The organism is Pantoea sp. EEL5, assembly GCF_049892805.1.
In the GTDB taxonomy this organism is placed as follows: Bacteria; Pseudomonadota; Gammaproteobacteria; order Enterobacterales; family Enterobacteriaceae; genus Pantoea; species Pantoea ananatis.
Genome location: NZ_JBNDNJ010000010.1, coordinates 1 through 17,282, shown reverse-complemented (window position 1 = coordinate 17,282; position 17,282 = coordinate 1). Strand labels below are relative to the sequence as shown.

The 17,282-nt window shown below is 54.8% G+C and carries 14 protein-coding genes and 1 rRNA gene; 10 read left to right on the top strand and 5 right to left on the bottom strand.

The features are described from left to right. The first annotated feature begins 91 nt into the window (after positions 1 to 91). The 4 genes from ACPXSQ_RS22165 to emrB all read left to right on the top strand — a co-directional run bounded on the left by ACPXSQ_RS22165 (position 92) and on the right by emrB (position 4,965). Positions 92 to 1,291: an MFS transporter gene (locus ACPXSQ_RS22165; protein WP_426144400.1), complete on the top strand. Its 1,200-nt coding sequence runs from the start codon at positions 92 to 94 to the stop codon at positions 1,289 to 1,291. 270 nt (positions 1,292 to 1,561) lie between these two features. Beyond that, complete coding sequence (mprA, locus tag ACPXSQ_RS22160) at positions 1,562 to 2,092, top strand: transcriptional repressor MprA (protein ID WP_014594402.1); 531 nt, start codon at positions 1,562 to 1,564, stop codon at positions 2,090 to 2,092. A 148-nt stretch (positions 2,093 to 2,240) separates the two neighbouring features. After that, positions 2,241 to 3,413, top strand: coding sequence for a multidrug efflux MFS transporter periplasmic adaptor subunit EmrA (gene emrA / locus ACPXSQ_RS22155; protein ID WP_013026870.1), 1,173 nt, complete (start codon positions 2,241 to 2,243; stop codon positions 3,411 to 3,413). 16 nt (positions 3,414 to 3,429) lie between these two features. Then, positions 3,430 to 4,965 carry a multidrug efflux MFS transporter permease subunit EmrB gene (emrB, locus tag ACPXSQ_RS22150; protein WP_013026871.1) on the top strand — a complete coding sequence of 512 codons (1,536 nt, stop codon included), beginning with the start codon at positions 3,430 to 3,432 and terminating at the stop codon, positions 4,963 to 4,965. A 51-nt stretch (positions 4,966 to 5,016) separates the two neighbouring features. On the opposite strand, the gene ACPXSQ_RS22145 is transcribed toward emrB, so the two are convergent. Further along, positions 5,017 to 6,069, bottom strand: a complete 1,053-nt coding sequence (locus tag ACPXSQ_RS22145; RefSeq protein WP_015699651.1) for an NAD(P)-dependent alcohol dehydrogenase — start codon at positions 6,067 to 6,069, stop codon at positions 5,017 to 5,019. Positions 6,070 to 6,181: 112 nt separating this feature from the next. Between ACPXSQ_RS22145 and ACPXSQ_RS22140 the strand changes: the two genes are divergently transcribed. Further along, positions 6,182 to 6,589 (top strand): winged helix-turn-helix transcriptional regulator, encoded by a 408-nt coding sequence (locus tag ACPXSQ_RS22140; RefSeq protein ID WP_024471363.1) that lies wholly within the window; start codon positions 6,182 to 6,184, stop codon positions 6,587 to 6,589. Between the two features lie 83 nt (positions 6,590 to 6,672). Here the strand turns inward: ACPXSQ_RS22140 and ACPXSQ_RS22135 are convergent, their stop codons facing one another. After that, positions 6,673 to 7,791, bottom strand: coding sequence for a tRNA/rRNA methyltransferase (locus ACPXSQ_RS22135; protein ID WP_426144399.1), 1,119 nt, complete (start codon positions 7,789 to 7,791; stop codon positions 6,673 to 6,675). Positions 7,792 to 7,950: 159 nt separating this feature from the next. Between ACPXSQ_RS22135 and trxC the strand changes: the two genes are divergently transcribed. From trxC to pssA, 4 genes are all read left to right on the top strand, one after another. After that, positions 7,951 to 8,370: a thioredoxin TrxC gene (trxC, locus tag ACPXSQ_RS22130; RefSeq protein WP_013026875.1), complete on the top strand. Its 420-nt coding sequence runs from the start codon at positions 7,951 to 7,953 to the stop codon at positions 8,368 to 8,370. A gap of 82 nt (positions 8,371 to 8,452) precedes the next feature. Beyond that, positions 8,453 to 9,133 carry a tRNA-uridine aminocarboxypropyltransferase gene (locus tag ACPXSQ_RS22125; protein WP_426144398.1) on the top strand — a complete coding sequence of 227 codons (681 nt, stop codon included), beginning with the start codon at positions 8,453 to 8,455 and terminating at the stop codon, positions 9,131 to 9,133. Positions 9,134 to 9,241: 108 nt separating this feature from the next. Continuing rightward, positions 9,242 to 11,917 (top strand): bifunctional acetate--CoA ligase family protein/GNAT family N-acetyltransferase, encoded by a 2,676-nt coding sequence (locus ACPXSQ_RS22120; protein ID WP_044042294.1) that lies wholly within the window; start codon positions 9,242 to 9,244, stop codon positions 11,915 to 11,917. A 99-nt stretch (positions 11,918 to 12,016) separates the two neighbouring features. Further along, entirely contained in the window at positions 12,017 to 13,372 is a 1,356-nt protein-coding gene (gene pssA, locus ACPXSQ_RS22115; RefSeq protein ID WP_042678092.1) for a CDP-diacylglycerol--serine O-phosphatidyltransferase, read from the top strand. Positions 13,373 to 13,416: 44 nt separating this feature from the next. Here pssA and ACPXSQ_RS22110 read toward each other — a convergent pair whose 3' ends face one another. Together ACPXSQ_RS22110 and ACPXSQ_RS22105 are read right to left on the bottom strand one after the other, a co-directional pair. Continuing rightward, entirely contained in the window at positions 13,417 to 14,712 is a 1,296-nt protein-coding gene (locus tag ACPXSQ_RS22110) for an MFS family transporter (RefSeq protein ID WP_426144397.1), read from the bottom strand. A gap of 236 nt (positions 14,713 to 14,948) precedes the next feature. Beyond that, on the bottom strand, positions 14,949 to 16,016 hold the full coding sequence (locus ACPXSQ_RS22105) for a zinc-dependent alcohol dehydrogenase family protein (protein ID WP_426144396.1): 1,068 nt from the start codon (positions 16,014 to 16,016) through the stop codon (positions 14,949 to 14,951). A gap of 106 nt (positions 16,017 to 16,122) precedes the next feature. Between ACPXSQ_RS22105 and ACPXSQ_RS22100 the strand changes: the two genes are divergently transcribed. Next, positions 16,123 to 16,584, top strand: a complete 462-nt coding sequence (locus ACPXSQ_RS22100; RefSeq protein WP_014605185.1) for an Lrp/AsnC family transcriptional regulator — start codon at positions 16,123 to 16,125, stop codon at positions 16,582 to 16,584. Between the two features lie 598 nt (positions 16,585 to 17,182). On the opposite strand, the gene rrf is transcribed toward ACPXSQ_RS22100, so the two are convergent. Beyond that, positions 17,183 to 17,282, bottom strand: a 5S ribosomal RNA gene (rrf, locus tag ACPXSQ_RS22095); the annotation flags it as partial.

Below are 17,282 nucleotides of genomic sequence, written 5' to 3'. Positions count from 1 at the left end.
GATTAACAGGCGCATGACATAAACATAGCTCTCAAATAATTTTTTAGGTTATTATTAACGCCACTTTATTAATATTTACCTCTGCCTCCCTATGACAACATCTCGCCCTGGTTTAACGTCTGCACTGGTGGCACTGATGTCCGTTGCCACTGGCCTCTGTGTTGCCAGCAATTATTATATTCAGCCACTGCTTCATACCATTGCCCAACACTTTAACCTGTCGGTGGCGCTCGCGGGGTTCATTGTGACCAGCGCACAGCTTGGCTATGCCTGTGGGCTGCTGTTGCTGGTCCCGCTTGGCGATATGCTGGAACGGCGCGGCCTGATAGTGGGCATGATGGTGCTGGCGGCGGCGGGCATGGTGATCATTGCTCTCTCTTCCTCATTTCCCTTTCTGCTGTTAGGCACGGTGATCACCGGACTCTTTTCGGTGGCGGCCCAGATTCTGGTGCCGCTGGCCGCGACGCTGGCAGAGCCGGAAAAGCGGGGCAAAGTTACCGGCACGGTCATGAGCGGCTTGCTGCTGGGCATCCTGCTGGCGCGAACCGTTGCGGGCGGGCTGGCGCAGTTAGGTGGCTGGCAAACCGTATACTGGGTCGCCAGCGTATTTATGCTGCTGATGGCGATTGCGCTATGGCGCACGCTGCCGCGCATCACACCTTCTGTTTCATTGAATTATCCGCAATTGCTGATTTCCCTATTTCGGCTGTATGCCGCCGATCCTGTACTGCGCACCCGTTCCGTTACCGGCTGTCTTACCTTTGCGAATTTCAGCATCCTGTGGACATCAATGGCATTTCTGCTCTCTGCCACGCCTTACGGTTTCTCGGAAGGAGAAATCGGGTTACTGGGACTGGTCGGCGCCGCCGGGGCACTGGCAGCCAGGAAAGCTGGCTCGCTGGCGGACAGAGGTCATGCCAAACTCACTACCAGCGCAGGCTTGCTGCTGATGTTGCTGTCCTGGGCGGCCATTGCCTGGGGCGCGCAGCAGCTTGTGGCGCTGATTGTCGGCATCTTAGTGCTGGATCTGGCGGTTCAGGCCGTGCACATCACCAATCAAAGCGTGATATACGCACGCCAGCCTGAGGCACGAAATCGACTGAATGCCGGTTATATGACCAGCTACTTTATTGGCGGTGCGCTAGGCTCATTGCTGTCGGCCAATGCCTACCATTTCGCGGGCTGGTATGGCGTCTGCGCGGCCGGTGCGACACTGACTTGCCTGAATTTACTAATCTGGTGGCGGAATCATCGCCAGGAACAAACGAATAGCCAGAATAGTGTGATTTAGCCTGTTCAGCGGAGTGTGAGTTTGCTATCGTTGGCTCAAAGTTATTCACGCCAGTTATTTTTTCTTTTGCAATCATTTGATGTCGTACCGTTTCACTGTACGACCAACGCGTATGAAATCGATGCGCAAAACCTTTACCCTGGGGTCAAGGACAGATCTTGAACTACCACAGTGCGACAGCCTGAGGATGACCTGTTAAGGCCAGAATACTCAGCAATGACGCTGCCACCGTGGTGATTATAAAAGTTGAAATTAGTGAGGTTTTTTCTAATGGAAAGTTCGTTTACGCCCATTGAGCAAATGTTAAATATCCGTGCCAATCGTCACACGGATTTCCCCTTCCAGGAAATTCTCCTGACGCGCCTTTGCATGCATATGCAGGGTAAATTGCTGGACAATCGCAACAAAATGCTTAAAGAACAGGGTATTAATGAAACCCTGTTTATGGCGTTACTGACGCTGGATGCGCAGGAAGACCAGAGCATTCAGCCTTCTGAGCTGAGCACCGCCCTGGGTTCCTCACGGACTAATGCCACGCGCATTGCCGATGAGCTGGAAAAACGGGGCTGGATTGAACGTCGTGAAAGCGCGCAGGATCGCCGCTGCCTGCATCTGCATCTGACCGACAAAGGCAATGCATTTCTGCAGCAGGTGCTGCCGCCTCAACATCAGAGCCTGCAATACCTGTGGTCTTCACTGACCGGTGATGAGAAGTCACAGTTGGAAAACATCACCCGCAAGCTGCTTACCCGTCTGGATAAGATGGAAGAAGATAAACTAACTGCTTCCCTGTCGCGGTAATAGCAAGATCTGCGACACAATCACCTGACGAAATCGTTATTTTAACCCTCTTTTATCCGGCCAGCGCTTAGTCGCTGGCTTTTTTGGCTCGGGCGATGGTGAAAACGGAGTTTAACCCGCCGATTAAGTGGAAAACGTGGAGAAATAAATGAGTGCATCAGAGGCGCAAAGCCCGCATCAGCCAGTAAATAACAAGAAGAAAAAGCGCAAAGGCGCGCTGCTATTACTGGCGCTGGTCGTCGTACTGCTTGGCATTGCGTGGGGCGTTTACTGGTACCTGGTGCTACGCCACTATCAGGAAACGGACGATGCTTACGTTGCCGGTAACCAGGTGCAGGTGATGGCCCAGGTCTCAGGCAGCGTCAATAAAGTCTGGTTTGATGATACCGATTTTGTCAAAAAAGGGGATGTGCTGGTATCGCTGGATAAAACCGACGCACAGCAGGCGTTTGAAAAAGCCCAGACCGGGCTGGCGACCAGCGTGCGCCAGGTACATCAGGAGATGATCAACGCGAAACAGTATCAGGCCACCATTGCGCTCCGTCAGACCGCGTTAGATCAGGCGCAGGCCGACCTGAAACGCCGCGAGCCGCTGGGCGCCTCTAACCTGATTGGGCGTGAAGAGCTGCAACATGCACGCGATGCCGTGGCTTCAGCGAAAGCGGAGCTGGATGTGGCGGTTCAGCAGTATAACGCGAACCAGGCGATGATCCTGAATACCTCTCTGGAAAACCAGCCTGCCGTGAAGCAGAGTGCGGCACAGCTGCGTGATGCCTGGCTGGCACTGCAACGTACTGACATTCGCAGCCCAATGGATGGCTATGTCTCGCGCCGCAGCGTGCAGGTTGGCTCGCAAATCAATACCAGTACGCCGCTGATGGCGGTAGTGCCTGCAACCGACTTGTGGGTAGACGCTAACTTCAAAGAGACCCAACTGGCTGGCGTGCGTATCGGCCAACCGGCAACCGTTGTGGCGGACATCTACGGTGACGATGTGGTTTACCACGGTAAAGTTGTCGGTCTGGACATGGGAACCGGAAGCGCGTTCTCCCTGCTGCCGGCGCAAAACGCCACCGGTAACTGGATCAAAGTGGTTCAACGTCTGCCGGTCCGTATTGAGTTGAATCAGGACGAAGTGGCTAAACATCCTCTGCGTATCGGGCTGTCAACATTGGTAGAAATTGATACCGATAATAAAGACGGCAGCGCACTGGCTACCAGCGTTCGTCAGCAGGCTGCCTACAGCAGCAACGCCCTGGCCATTGACCTTGCACCGGTTGATAAGCTGATTACCGATATCGTCCACGCGAACGCCGGATGATCACCCGGAGGCTGTAATGGCACAAGCACCGCTTAAAGGGATGCCGCTGGTCTTAATGACCATTGCGCTCTCCCTGGCGACGTTCATGCAGGTTCTGGATTCCACCATTGCGAACGTTGCTATACCGACCATTGCGGGTAATCTGGGGGCCTCAAACTCCCAGGGGACCTGGGTCATCACGTCTTTCGGGGTGGCAAACGCCATCTCGATTCCGATAACGGGTTGGCTGGCCAAACGCATCGGTGAAGTCAAACTCTTTACCTGGTCGACCATCCTGTTTGCGCTGGCTTCCTGGGCCTGCGGCATGTCCGAAAGCCTGGAAATGCTGATTTTCTTCAGGATAATTCAGGGGATCGTTGCAGGTCCGTTGATCCCGCTGTCGCAAAGCCTGCTGCTGAATAATTATCCGCCCGCAAAACGCAGTATCGCCCTGTCACTCTGGGCGATGACGGTGATTGTGGCCCCCATATGTGGCCCCATTCTCGGCGGCTGGATCAGTGATAACTATCACTGGGGCTGGATCTTCTTTATCAACGTGCCGATTGGTGTTGTGGTCATCATGCTCACGCTGCAAACCCTGCGTGGTCGTGAAACCGCTACCCAGATCCGCCCCATTGATACCGTTGGCCTGGTGCTGCTGGTTGTCGGGGTTGGCTCGTTGCAGGTGATGCTGGATCGCGGTAAAGAGCTGGACTGGTTTAGCTCAACAGAAATTATTGTGCTGACGATTGTCGCGGTGCTGGCGCTGGTGATGCTGTTGATTTGGGAGCTGACAGACGATCACCCGATAGTCGATCTGTCGCTGTTTAAATCGCGCAACTTCACCATAGGCTGCTTATCCATTAGCCTGGCCTACATGCTCTATTTTGGATCGATCGTTCTCTTGCCGCAGTTGCTGCAGGAGGTCTACGGTTATACCGCGACCTGGGCAGGGCTGGCCTCAGCGCCGGTCGGGATTATCCCGGTTATCCTGTCGCCCATCATTGGTCGGTTCTCCCATAAGCTTGATATGCGGAAACTGGTCACCTTCAGTTTCATCATGTATGCCATTTGTTTCTACTGGCGCGCTTACACGTTTGAACCGGGCATGGACTTTGGCGCGTCGGCCTGGCCGCAGTTTATTCAGGGCTTCGCGGTCGCCTGCTTCTTTATGCCACTTACCACAATTACGCTGTCGGGTTTGACACCCGACCGGATGGCGGCGGCGTCCAGTTTATCGAACTTTGTGCGTACGCTGGCGGGTTCGATAGGGACGTCGATCACCACCACGATGTGGACGGATCGTGAGGCAATGCACCACAGTAATCTCAGCGAATCGGTGACGCCTTATAACGTTAATGCGCAGCAGATGTACAGTCAGCTTGAGGGGATGGGCATGACGCATCAGCAGGCCTCAGCGTACATCGCTCAGCAGATCACCAATCAGGGATTGATCATTTCCGCCAACGAGATTTTTTGGGCGTCGGCGGGCGTCTTTCTGGTGCTGTTGGTGCTGATCTGGTTTGCCCGTCCGCCCTTTACCGCCGGTGGCGGTGGTGGTGGCGCGCACTAGACGAACACGATGGGGTTCTGGCGTGGAAGTCACGCCCGCCAGAACCCGTTTTTACGCCCAGCGCGTCGCTTTCATATCCATCACGAACCGGTATTTCACGTCACCTTTTAGCATTCGCGTAAAGGCTTCTTCGACCTGCTCTCCACGAATCATCTCAATGTCTGCGGTGATGTTGTTGTCGCCGCAGAAATCCAGCATCTCCTGGGTTTCTTTAATGCTGCCGATGGACGAGCCGCTGATGCTTAAACGACGGAACACCATTGGCGTCACGTTCGGTGAAGCGTGCGGACTGTCGGGAATGCCCACCAGCACCAGGCGGCCATTGGTTTTGAGCGTCGCCAGATAAGGGTCAAGATCGTGCGGGGCCGCCACGCAGTCAACGATAAGATCCAGCGCGTTCTGGCTGGCCTGCATAGCCTGAGCATCGCGTGATACCACCACATGACGGGCACCGAGACGGCGGGCATCCGCGGCTTTGTCAGCCGACGTGGTGAAAAGCGTCACCTCAGCTCCCAGCGCACTCGCCAGCTTCACCGCCATGTGGCCTAACCCACCCAGACCAATCACGCCAACCTTATCGCCCGTTTTCACGTTAAAATGGCGCAGCGGTGACCAGACAGTGACGCCTGCGCACAGCAACGGCGCAACACCGGCCAACGGCAGGTGCTGTGGCACCGAAACCACGAAGTCCTGATCGACCACCACGTGCTCAGCATAGCCGCCTCGGGTAGATTCACCGGTGTATTTATCCGTACCGTTATAGGTCGCAGTGAAACCGGCTTCACAATATTGTTCTTCCTGCTGCTGACAGAAATGACAGGTGCGGCAGGAATCAACCATCACGCCCACGCCAACAATATCACCCGGCGTAAATCGGGTGGCAGCGCTACCGGTTTCGCTCACCCGTCCAACGATTTCGTGTCCTGGCACCAAGGGATAATGGCTTACCGCCCATTCGTTGCGTGCCATATGCAAATCTGAGTGGCAAACGCCACAGTAAAGGATTTCTATCCGGACATCCTGCGGTTGAAGCGGACGCAGCGCGATCTGGCCGGCAGTAAGGGGCTGGGTCGCATCGTGCGCGATCAGTGCATTAATTTTCATGGTGCCTCTCATAGTGACTGGCTTTTGATAACGGAGGGCGGCAAACTCTACTTAAATAGTACCATTATTGATAGTAGTTACCATTTGGTGACCATAAAGGAGGGAGAAGACGATGCCTGCCTGGGTTGAGGGTAAACTGGTTTTTTATGTGGATTCACCGCCGCGCCGACTCATGGATCTTTTTTCTGCCAAGTGGAATCCGATGGTGCTGCATGCGCTGTATCACTGGCCGGGAGGCCGCGCACGCACGGGCGAGTTGCAGCGAAGTTTGCAAGGGATATCAAAAAAGATGTTGTTTCAGACGCTGAAGGAGCTGGAGCAGCGCGGATTGATCACCCGCCATGTTTACGACGTGATCCCACCCAAAGTCGACTATGCGTTAACGGCGCTGGGCCAGACCTTCGCGGAACCGGTAGAGCAGCTGTATCAATGGGGGCTGGATAATCAACGGGCGCTTGATGAGATGGACGAACATGTTGATCAGGCTACGTCCGACGTCGGGCACGGTAAGGCGGGGTAACAGGCTGGCGGAGCATCTTTCACGCCCCGCCGGGAACACTGAACCTGTATGGCACGTTTCACGGCGCCATACATCAGCTGACATCAGGCGTTCTGACGCCACCATTCGGCCAGCAGAACGCCGGTAGCGACGGAGACGTTCAGACTTTCCACGTTGCCGGTGCCGCCAATCGACAGGCTCATATCGCCTTGCTGGAACGTGCTGTCAGACAAGCCTTCACGCTCCTGACCCAGCACCAGTACCATTTTGGCCGGTAGCACCGCGTCAGACAGGGATGTGCCCTGATGGCTCGAGGTCGTCACGATGGTGTAACCCGCTTTGCGGAAGGCTTCGAGTCCTTCATTAAAGGTTGCGCCGCTGATAGCCTGAACGTGTTCAGCGCCGCCTTCCGCCGTGCGAACCGCTGCACCGGATTCCAGCAGCGAGGCATCGTTAACCAGCAGACCTTTCACACCAAAGTGCGCGCAGCTGCGCATGATCGCGCCAAGGTTATGGGGATTGCTGACATCTTCAAGCGCCAGTACACAGTCTTTGCTTTCGGCCTTGTTAAGCCATTCAGCTACGTCCATGCCCATGCGTTTCTTGATCAGGAAGCAGACGCCGCCGTGGTGTTCAGTACCGGAAGCTTTGGTGATCTCTGCGTCATCGACCACGTGGTAGGCTTTGCGGTTAGCCGCCAGCCAGCGCAGCGCATCGCGAAAACGTGGCGTCACGCTTTGCACAAACCAGGCGCGAACGATGCATTCAGGACGGCTCTGGAACAGCGCCTGACAGGCGTTTTCACCGTAAACGCGGGTTTCTTCCAGACGCTGGCGACGAATCTGCTCAACGTCAACCACGCCTTTACCGCTGATCCCTGGGTTTTCCGGTTTGTTGTCTTCCACGACCGCCGCGCGGGAGACGGTGCGCCATGGGGAATCACTGCTGCCGTAAGCATCACGATTGTCGCTGCCGCGATCGTTGCGGCGCGGTGCGCTGTCACTGCGGCGTGGCGCGCTATCGCTGCGACGGCCTGTGCCGCGTCCGCCTTCTTCACTACGCTCAGTGCGCGGGCCGGATGAACGACGATTGTCTTCACGGCGAGCAGCAGGACGGCCACCTTTGCCTGTACGAGGATTCGGCGCGCGCGCGCTTTGCTCATCTTCGCCACGCACATACATGACTTTGACCTTACCACTTTTGCCTTTAAATTCGTCGTTCATTTCTTCCTCCTGCATTGAGAGCGCGAAGATTACCTGATGTGACTGCGCTTAGCTATCAACTATTGTACCTATAGAGCAATCCACATTGAGACGATCTTACCACCCTTTCATAATGGACAATATTGAGCAAAGTGCTCTAGTTCATTATCAGAGGTTTATATGAATACGGTATGCACGTCTTGTCAGGCAACCAATCGCGTTCCCGAAGAACGGCTTGCCGATGGTGCCAAATGTGGTCGTTGCGGCGAAAGCCTGTTTTCTGGCGAGGTCATCAACGCCACCGCCGCCACGCTGGACAGCTATCTGCAGGACGATCTGCCGGTTGTGGTGGACTTTTGGGCGCCATGGTGCGGCCCCTGCGTTAATTTTGCCCCGGTGTTTAAAGACGTCGCACAGGAGCGCAGCGGCAAGGTGCGCTTCATTAAAGTGAATACGGAGGCCGAGCCGGCGCTGAGCAGTCGCTTCCGCATTCGCAGCATTCCCACCATTATGGTCTTTAAGAAAGGTGAGATGGTGGACATGCTAAACGGTGCCATGCCGAAAGCGCCCTTCAACGAGTGGCTCGACGAATCCCTGTAAGCGCAAAAGGCCAGCCCGTGCTGGCCTTTTCCCTTTGTCCGACGCTTCGATTACACTACGCTTTTTCCTGTCCTGAATAATCATGTCTGAAAATGCCGTTTTGCGTTTACGTGCCCAACGTCTGGCCCGCGCCACACGTCCCTTTCTGGCGCGTGGAAACCGTGTGCTTCGTTGCCAGGGATGCCTGTTGCCGGAAAAACACTGTCTGTGCGCCAGCATTCGTGTGCAGTCTGCCCGCAGTCGCTTTTGTCTGGTGATGTTTGATACCGAACCGATGAAGCCAAGTAATACGGGCCGGTTGATCGCCGACGTCTTGCCAGATACCCAGGCCTTTGGCTGGTCACGCACCGAGCCCGATCCTTTACTGCTGCAGGCCGTGGCCAGTGAGGCTTATCAGCCCCTGGTGGTTTTCCCTGCATCTTACGCCGATGAAGGTCGCCAGATTGTGCATTCGCCGCCGCTGTCAGGTAAACCGCCGCTGTTTATCATGCTGGATGGTACCTGGAATGAAGCCCGCAAGATGTTTCGTAAAAGCCCCTGGCTTGACCGCTTTCCGGTGATCTCGCTCAACGTCACCGCGCCGTCCCGCTACAGGCTGCGCGAAGCGCATGGCGAAGGTCAGCACTGCACCGCAGAGATTGCCGCGGCGCTGCTGCACCAGGCCGGCGACCGTGCGGCTGGCGAGGCATTGACCCTGCACTTTGAGCAGTTCCGTCAGGCCTATCTTGCCGGTAAGCCGCATCATCCCGACCAGAAGAAGTAACACTCGCCCTGGCAGGCCGCTTGTCATTATTCAGGCTGGGATCTGCCCGACGGTAAAAAAGCCCAAAAGCGTTTACACTCCCCTAAATGCCGACGAATGGAGAAGGTGATGAGTCAACGTGGACTGGAAGCGCTGTTAAGACCAAAATCAATTGCGGTAATCGGCGCCTCGGTCAAGCCGGGACGGGCAGGCTATTTTATGATGCGTAATCTGCTGGCGGGCGGCTTTAGCGGCCCGGTGTTGCCGGTGACGCCAAAATATAAAGCCGTTAGCGGCGTGCTGGCCTGGCCTGATATTCACAGTTTGCCCTTCGCCCCCGACCTGGCGGTGATCTGTACCCATCACAAAAGAAATCTGGGGCTGTTACAAGAGCTCGGCGAGAAAGGCTGTAAAGCCTGCATCATCCTCTCCGCCCCCGCCAGTCAGCTCGCCGAGTTAAAAGCCTGCGCCAGCCGCTGGCAGATCCGATTGTTAGGCCCAAACAGTCTGGGATTGCTGGCCCCGTGGCAGGGGCTTAACGCCAGCTTTTCTCCTGTTCCCATCGCCAAAGGCCGTATTGCGTTCATATCGCAGTCATCAGCCGTCTCCAACACCATTCTTGACTGGGCGCAGCAACGTAACCTGGGTTTTTCATGGTTTATCGCCTTAGGCGACAGCCTGGATACCGACGTGGACGATCTGCTGGATTTTCTGGCCCGTGACGGCAAAACCAGCGCGATTCTGCTTTATCTTGAACACCTTAGCGATGCCCGCCGGTTTGTGTCGGCCTCCCGTAGCGCATCCCGTAACAAACCTATTTTGATTATCAAAAGCGGCCGCAGTCGCCAGGCACAGGCGCTGCTTGGTACGCACAGCGGTCTCGATGCCGCCTGGGATGCGGCGATCCAGCGTGCGGGCTTGTTACGGGTGCAGGATACGCACGAGCTGTTCACCGCAGTTGAGTCCCTGAGCCATATGCGTCCACCACGCGGGCACCGGCTGATGATTATCAGCAATGGCGCGGCTCCCGCCGCGCTGGCGTTAGATGAACTCTATGCCCGCAACGGTAAGCTCGCCACGCTGGGCGAGCAAACGATAGAGCAGCTTAGTGCCGTTCTGCCGGAAGGCGTCGGGCACGGCAATCCGGTCGATTTAAAGGACGATGCAACGCCGGAACGCTATCTGGCCTGCCTGGCCGTCCTGCTCGACAGCCATGATTTAGATGCCCTGATGATTATTCATGCCCCCAGCGCTGTTGCCCCGGCGACCGAAACCGCAGAGAAAATCATTCAGCTTATTCATCAGCATCCGCGCGGAAAACAGCTCACGCTGTTGACCAACTGGTGCGGCGAATTCTCCTCTCAGGCAGCGCGCCGTGCTTTTACTCAGGCCGGCATTCCCACCTGGCGAACGCCGGAGGGCACCGTCACCGCCTTTATGCATCAGGTTGAATACCGGCGTAACCAGAAATTGTTGCGGGAAACCCCCGCCCTGCCAGTAAACCTGACCCAGGACAGCGCTCAGGCCCACCAGTTGCTGTCTCAGGCGCTGGATAAGGGCATCCTGTCGCTGGATACGCACGAAGTGCAGCCCGTTCTTAAAGCTTACGGCCTCGCGACGTTACCCACCTGGATAGCAAAAGACAGTGAGGACGCCGTCACGATTGCTGAACAAACCGGCTATCCGGTCGCGCTGAAGCTCCGTTCGCCCGATGTGGCGCATAAGTCCGAAGTGCAGGGCGTCATGCTCTACCTGCGTAACGCCGCCGAAGTTAAACGCGCGGCGGACGCGATTATTGACCGGGTCAGGCAGACGCTGCCGCATGCGCGTATTGAAGGACTGGTGGTGCAGAGCATGGCGAACCGGGCTGGTGCCCAGGAGCTGCGGATTGTGGTGGAGCAGGATGCGCTGTTTGGCCCCATCATCATGCTGGGTGAAGGCGGCGTAGAGTGGCAGGCAGAGAAACAGGCGGCGGTTGCTTTGCCGCCGCTGAATATGACCCTGGCGCGCTATCTGGTGATCCAGGCAATAAAAAGCGGCAAGGTCCGCAGCCGAAGTGCCTTGATTCCGCTTGATGTAGCTGGCCTGAGCCAACTGCTGGTTCAAGTCTCTAACCTGGTGGTAGATTGCCCGGAAATACAACGGCTGGATATTCATCCGCTGCTGGCGGCAGGTAGCGATTTCACCTTACTGGACGTTACGCTGACGCTTGCGCCTTTTGACGGTGATAACGAAACGCGTCTGGCCATCCGACCCTATCCTCAGCACCTGGAAGAACAGGTCGAGTTGAAGGACGGTCAGCACTGCTTATTCCGCCCTATCCTGCCGGAAGATGAACCGCTGCTGCGTGACTTTATCAGCCAGGTGACGAAAGAAGATCTCTACTACCGCTACTTTAGCGAAATTAATGAATTCACCCATGACGATTTGGCCAATATGACGCAGATTGACTACGACCGGGAAATGGCGATTGTCGCCGTTCGGCAGCATCAGGGGCAGCCAGAAATCATCGGTGTGACCCGCGCGATTTCGGATGCCGACAACGTTGATGCCGAGTTTTCGGTACTGGTGCGCTCCGATCTTAAAGGGCTGGGGATGGGAAGACGTTTACTGGAAAAAATGATCCGTTACACCCGCGCGCATGGCTTGCAACAACTGAATGGCATTACCATGCCCGGCAACCGCGGCATGGTGACGCTGGCGAAAAAACTCAACTTTGACGTGGATGTCCAAATGGACGATGGCATCGTCAGTCTTAAGCTTTTGTTACAGGATAATGTCAGTTTGCCGTGTAGAGAAAAGTAAAAATCGCCCAGTTCGTCGTGGTTGATGTTATTATTTAGCGTTATGACCCTGATTTGGTGGCAAAAGGCCATACAATGAACCGAGAAGAAGTGCACTGTGATGTTGTCTAAATTTAAACGCAATAAACACCAACAACACCTCGCACAGCTGCCTAAACTGTCACAATCTGTTGCGGATGTGTCGACGCTTTATTCGCCCGCCGAATTTCGTGAGACGCTTTTGGAAAAGATTGCGTCAGCGCAATCGCGCATTTGTATCGTCGCACTCTATCTGGAAAATGACGATGCGGGCCGCGCCGTCATGAATGCACTGTATGCTGCGAAACTCGCTCGCCCACAGCTCGACATCAGTATTTTAGTCGACTGGCACCGTGCCCAACGTGGCCGCATTGGTGCTGCACGAGGCGTGACCAATGCCGACTGGTATTGTGAGATGGCCCAACAGCATCCCGACCACGTCATTCCTGTCTACGGCATTCCGGTTAATACTCGCGAGGCACTCGGAGTACTGCATCTGAAAGGCTTCATCATTGATGATACGCTGCTCTACAGCGGGGCCAGCCTGAATGACGTTTACCTGCATCAGCACGATAAATACCGCTACGATCGCTACCAGCTCATTCGTAATCCCGCGCTGGCCGATACCATGTTTGAATGGATCAACCACCATTTAAAAGACGCCGAGGCCGTCAATCGCCTGGACTATGCTGAGCGTCCTTCCAGTCCGGAAATTAAAAATGAAACGCGTCAGTTTCGTCAGGACCTGCGCGGGTTCAACTATCAGTTTGAAGGCAACGCCGGCAACGATGAACTCACCGTGACGCCACTGGTCGGCCTGGGCAAGCGTAGCCTGCTGAACAAGACCATTTTCCATTTGATGCCCTGCGCTGAAAAGAAGCTCACCATCTGCACGCCTTATTTCAACCTGCCTGCGCTGCTGGTGCGCAATATCATTGGCCTGCTACGTCAGGGGCGTGACGTTGAGATCATCGTGGGTGATAAAACAGCGAATGACTTCTATATCGCACCCGATCAGCCATTTAAGATCATCGGTGCACTGCCCTACCTCTACGAAATTAACCTGCGTCGCTTTTTAAGCCGACTGCAGTACTACGTTAGCAACGGGCAGCTGACCGTACGTTTATGGAAAGACGGTGAAAACAGCTATCACCTGAAAGGAATGTGGGTTGACGATGAGTGGCAGCTCATCACAGGCAACAATCTTAATCCCCGCGCCTGGCGGCTGGATCTCGAGAATGCGGTACTGATCCACGATCCGCATCAGCAGTTGGCCGATCAGCGACAGCATGAGCTGATGCTGATCCGTCAACATACCACGGTCGTTGGACACTTTCGTGAGCTGGAGAGCATCGCTGACTACCCGGCGAAAGTGCGTAAGCTGATTCGCCGTCTACGCCGTATTCGTATTGACCGCCTCATCAGCCGCATACTGTAAACCCTCAGAATGCCGCAGCCTGCCTGCGGCACTCCTTTCCTCTGCTACAGCTTAATTCCTTTCCCATGCCGGTGGAGCAGCAGCGAAACCAGAAACGCCAGCGCGCCCATCGCAGACACGTACCAGAAGAAGGTGGTTTCCATCCCTTTGTGCTTCATCAGTAACGCCACGTACTCTGCAGACCCACCGAAGATCGCATTCGCCACCGCATAAGACAGCCCGACGCCCAGGGCTCGCACCTGCGGCGGAAACATCTCAGCTTTCAGAATCCCACTGATCGAGGTGTAAAAGCTGGTAATAAGCAGTGCCAGCATAATCAGAACAAATGCCATGCCCGGACTCTGTACGTTTTGCAGCAGAGTAAGGATGGGTACGGTACAGATTGCTGCACCGGCACCGAAAATCATCATGGACGTGCGTCGGCCTATTTTATCCGACAAACCGCCAATAACGGGCTGCAGCAGCATATAGACGAAGAGCACACCGGTCATCAATGCACTGGCGGTTTTCGCATCCATACCAGAGGTATTTACCAGATACTTTTGCATGTAGGTTGTAAAGGTGTAAAAGCTCAACGAACCGCCCGCCGTAAAGCCCAGCACCATCAGGAAGGGTTTGGTGTGATTACGTAACAGGCCAATGACGCTACCGGCATCCCGATGCTCACGGCTCTGTTTATCGGAGGTTTCGTCCAGAGAGCGGCGCAGCCATAACGCCACCACGGCCAGCGCAGCGCCTAAAAAGAACGGGATGCGCCAGCCCCATGTGCGTAGCTCCTGGTCGGTTAAGATGAACTGCAGCACCACCACCGTCAGCACAGCGGCTAACTGCCCACCAATTAAGGTGACGTATTGAAAGGAGGCATAAAAGCCTTTGCGCCCTTCCAGGGCCACTTCACTCATATAGGTTGCACTTGTGCCGTACTCCCCGCCCACCGACAGCCCCTGGAACATACGAGCCAGTAACAGCAGGGCTGGCGCGGCTATCCCAATGCTGTTGTAACCCGGCAGACAGGCGATAACCAGCGATCCGAAACACATCATACAGATAGAAATCAGCATGGATTTTTTACGCCCGTGGCGGTCACCAATATAGCCAAATAACCATCCGCCAATCGGCCTCATTAAAAAGCCTGCGGCAAACACGCCTGCCGTCTGGAGCAACTGGGTTGTCGTATCCCCTTGCGGAAAGAAGATATGGGCAAAGTAGAGTGAGAAAAACGAGTACACATAAAAGTCGAACCATTCGACGAGATTACCTGAGGATGCACCTACTATGGCCCAGATACGTTTTTTTCTGTCGAGCAACTGCGATTGTGGATTTTTGATCACATCTGACATGCTATGCCTCGGCTCCATGCTGATAAGCAGCGTTAAAGCGTTGAGTAAAGCATGGACGGGAATAAAACGGAAAGAGGTGTTGGTTCTGGATGACAAAATGTGACTTATGTTGTTAATTTGCTGTAACAACTGAAAGTGTCAGACCACCGCGCCAGCCCGCTACGAATATCAAAAACGACCGACCTTTCTCTACAACATGTGTACGAGCAGTGCAGACAGGCCGGTGTTTTAGTGCATCAGAACGTCGTGACTACCGTGACGCCCGGTGATTCAAACTTATCCATATTGATTAACGCTTCTATGGATTGCTTGAGGCTGATGGTGCGGCCAATGAGCTTTTCAGGACAGAGTTTACCGGTGGCAATCATGTTCATCATGTCGCCGTAACGATGAGCCTGCATGCCGTGACTGCCAATAATCTCCAGTTCGTTAGCAATAACGCTGGCCATTGGAATGGGCGGTGCACTGTGTTCGCCCGCCATCAGGCCTATCTGGATGTGCCTGCCTCTTTTTCTTAAGGAATGAATGGAGTTCACGCAGGTCACAGTATGACCCAGCGCATCCAGTGACACATGTGCTCCGCCTTGGGTGATTTCTCTAATGGCTTCCGCCACATTGTGCACGCGAGCGCCATTTACTACGGCAACTGCACCCAAATCACGGGCCAGCTGCAGCTTTTCATCCGAAATATCCACCGCCACCACGTTTGCCCCGAGCGCATTCGCGATCATGATGGCGGAAAGTCCCACACCGCCACAGCCGTGCACGGTAAGCCACTGTCCTGCCGACGTTCTTCCCTGATCGACCACTGCCCTGAACGAGGTAATAAAACGGCACCCGAGACTGGCTGCGGTAGTGAAGTTCAGCGTGTCCGGCAGTGCGATAAGGTTTAAGTCGGCCTGCTGTATCGCTACGTATTCGGCGAACGATCCCCAGTGCGTGAAGCCAGGCTGGAACTGATGGTCACAGACCTGCTGATTACCGGTATGACATTCGTGACAAAAGCCGCACCCCGATACGAAGGGTACCGTGACATTATCGCCTGGCCGCCATTTAGTCACCGCGTTGCCAACGGCTTCAATTGTGCCTGCGAATTCGTGTCCCGGCACATGAGGCAGAGGAATATCGGGATCGTGCCCGACCCAGCCGTGCCAGTCACTTCGGCAAACACCGGTGGCTTTGACCCGAATCACCACGCCATGCGGCTCGGGAGTAGGGTCCGGGACCGTTTGCAGCATCGGCGGCGACAGAAATGACTCGTATATCACTGCTTTCATCAGTAAACCCTCATCGTAGGCGTTCATAAAATTATACCTTTCGATTCGGAAATTACTTTTCATCTGTTGCAGGCGGATAATTATTTATGAAATTATCCTTCATCAAACATGCAATGGTTGAGTGGATATTTCAGTGAGTCTTCTTGATAAGAAAGATCTGGCGCTGCTGCGTTATCTGCAGCAGGACGGCAGGGTATCGAGTCTTAAACTTTCACAGGATTTGGATGTTAGCCCGGCTTCTGCATGGCGACGTCTGAAACGGCTTGAGGATGAGGCGTTTATTGAGGGTTATCAGGCGGTGGTTAACCGCAGAAAAGTGGGCTTTGGCGTGATGGCATTTGTCCGTCTGGTCTGTAGCCAGCACAGTGAAGCGGCAACGCGGGATTTTGAAGACAGGATTAATGCCAATCCCTATGTGCTTTCCTGCCACAACATTACCGGTGAAGCTGATTTCCTTTTACAGGTCGTGGCGCGCGACTTAGACCATTACAGTCTTTTTATCGAAAAGGAACTGCGTAAATTACCGGGGATACTGAGTATTAATTCTTCGATTTCGCTCAGAGAAGTGAAGAAAACGCATCCGCTACCGGTTTAACGGTGTCGCGATTTTGCAGGATGCAATGCAAAGTTGCTTTTCACTCGTTCTACCCTTCATAGCTGGGTAGTCGGCAAATTCCTTGTTGCCTGATTAATGCTATCGGTTAAAAAAACAGCTATTGCATTGTGCTGGATCTCAAACAGAGAAGGAATGCGGTGGATTGCGGTCAGGTACTCGCGGCTTTTGTTGACCTGCGGCTTTTGTATCGATGGCGTTTGTTGTATCACGATGATCAGGCGGTTCGTCGTCTTTGGGCAGGGGGTGCAGGTATATGACGCCGGGCGCGGCATGCCATCCGGCTTTCTCACGCGCCATTTTCCCGATCCGGCGGTTTTAATGACGCGGAAGGCACTCGCGCGGTCCCGGCCGTGCAGGACAGCCGGCCTGACGCCCCGCTTTTCACCGGTTACGCAAGTAAAAAAGCCCTGAACTTTCGTTCAGGGCTTTTTTACTTGTTTGATGCCTGGCAGTTTATGAATCACGCTGTGATTCACCCTTCGGGCCGCTGCCTCGCAGCGTTCAAAAGCGTTCGCTTTTGTCCTACTCTACTGAGTAGTGAACTGCCCGAAGTTACGTGCAGGTCGTTCAATTTGATGCCTGGCAGTTCCCTACTCTCGCATGGGGAGACCCCACACTACCATCGGCGCTACGGCGTTTCACTTCTGAGTTCGGCATGGGGTCAGGTGGGACCACCG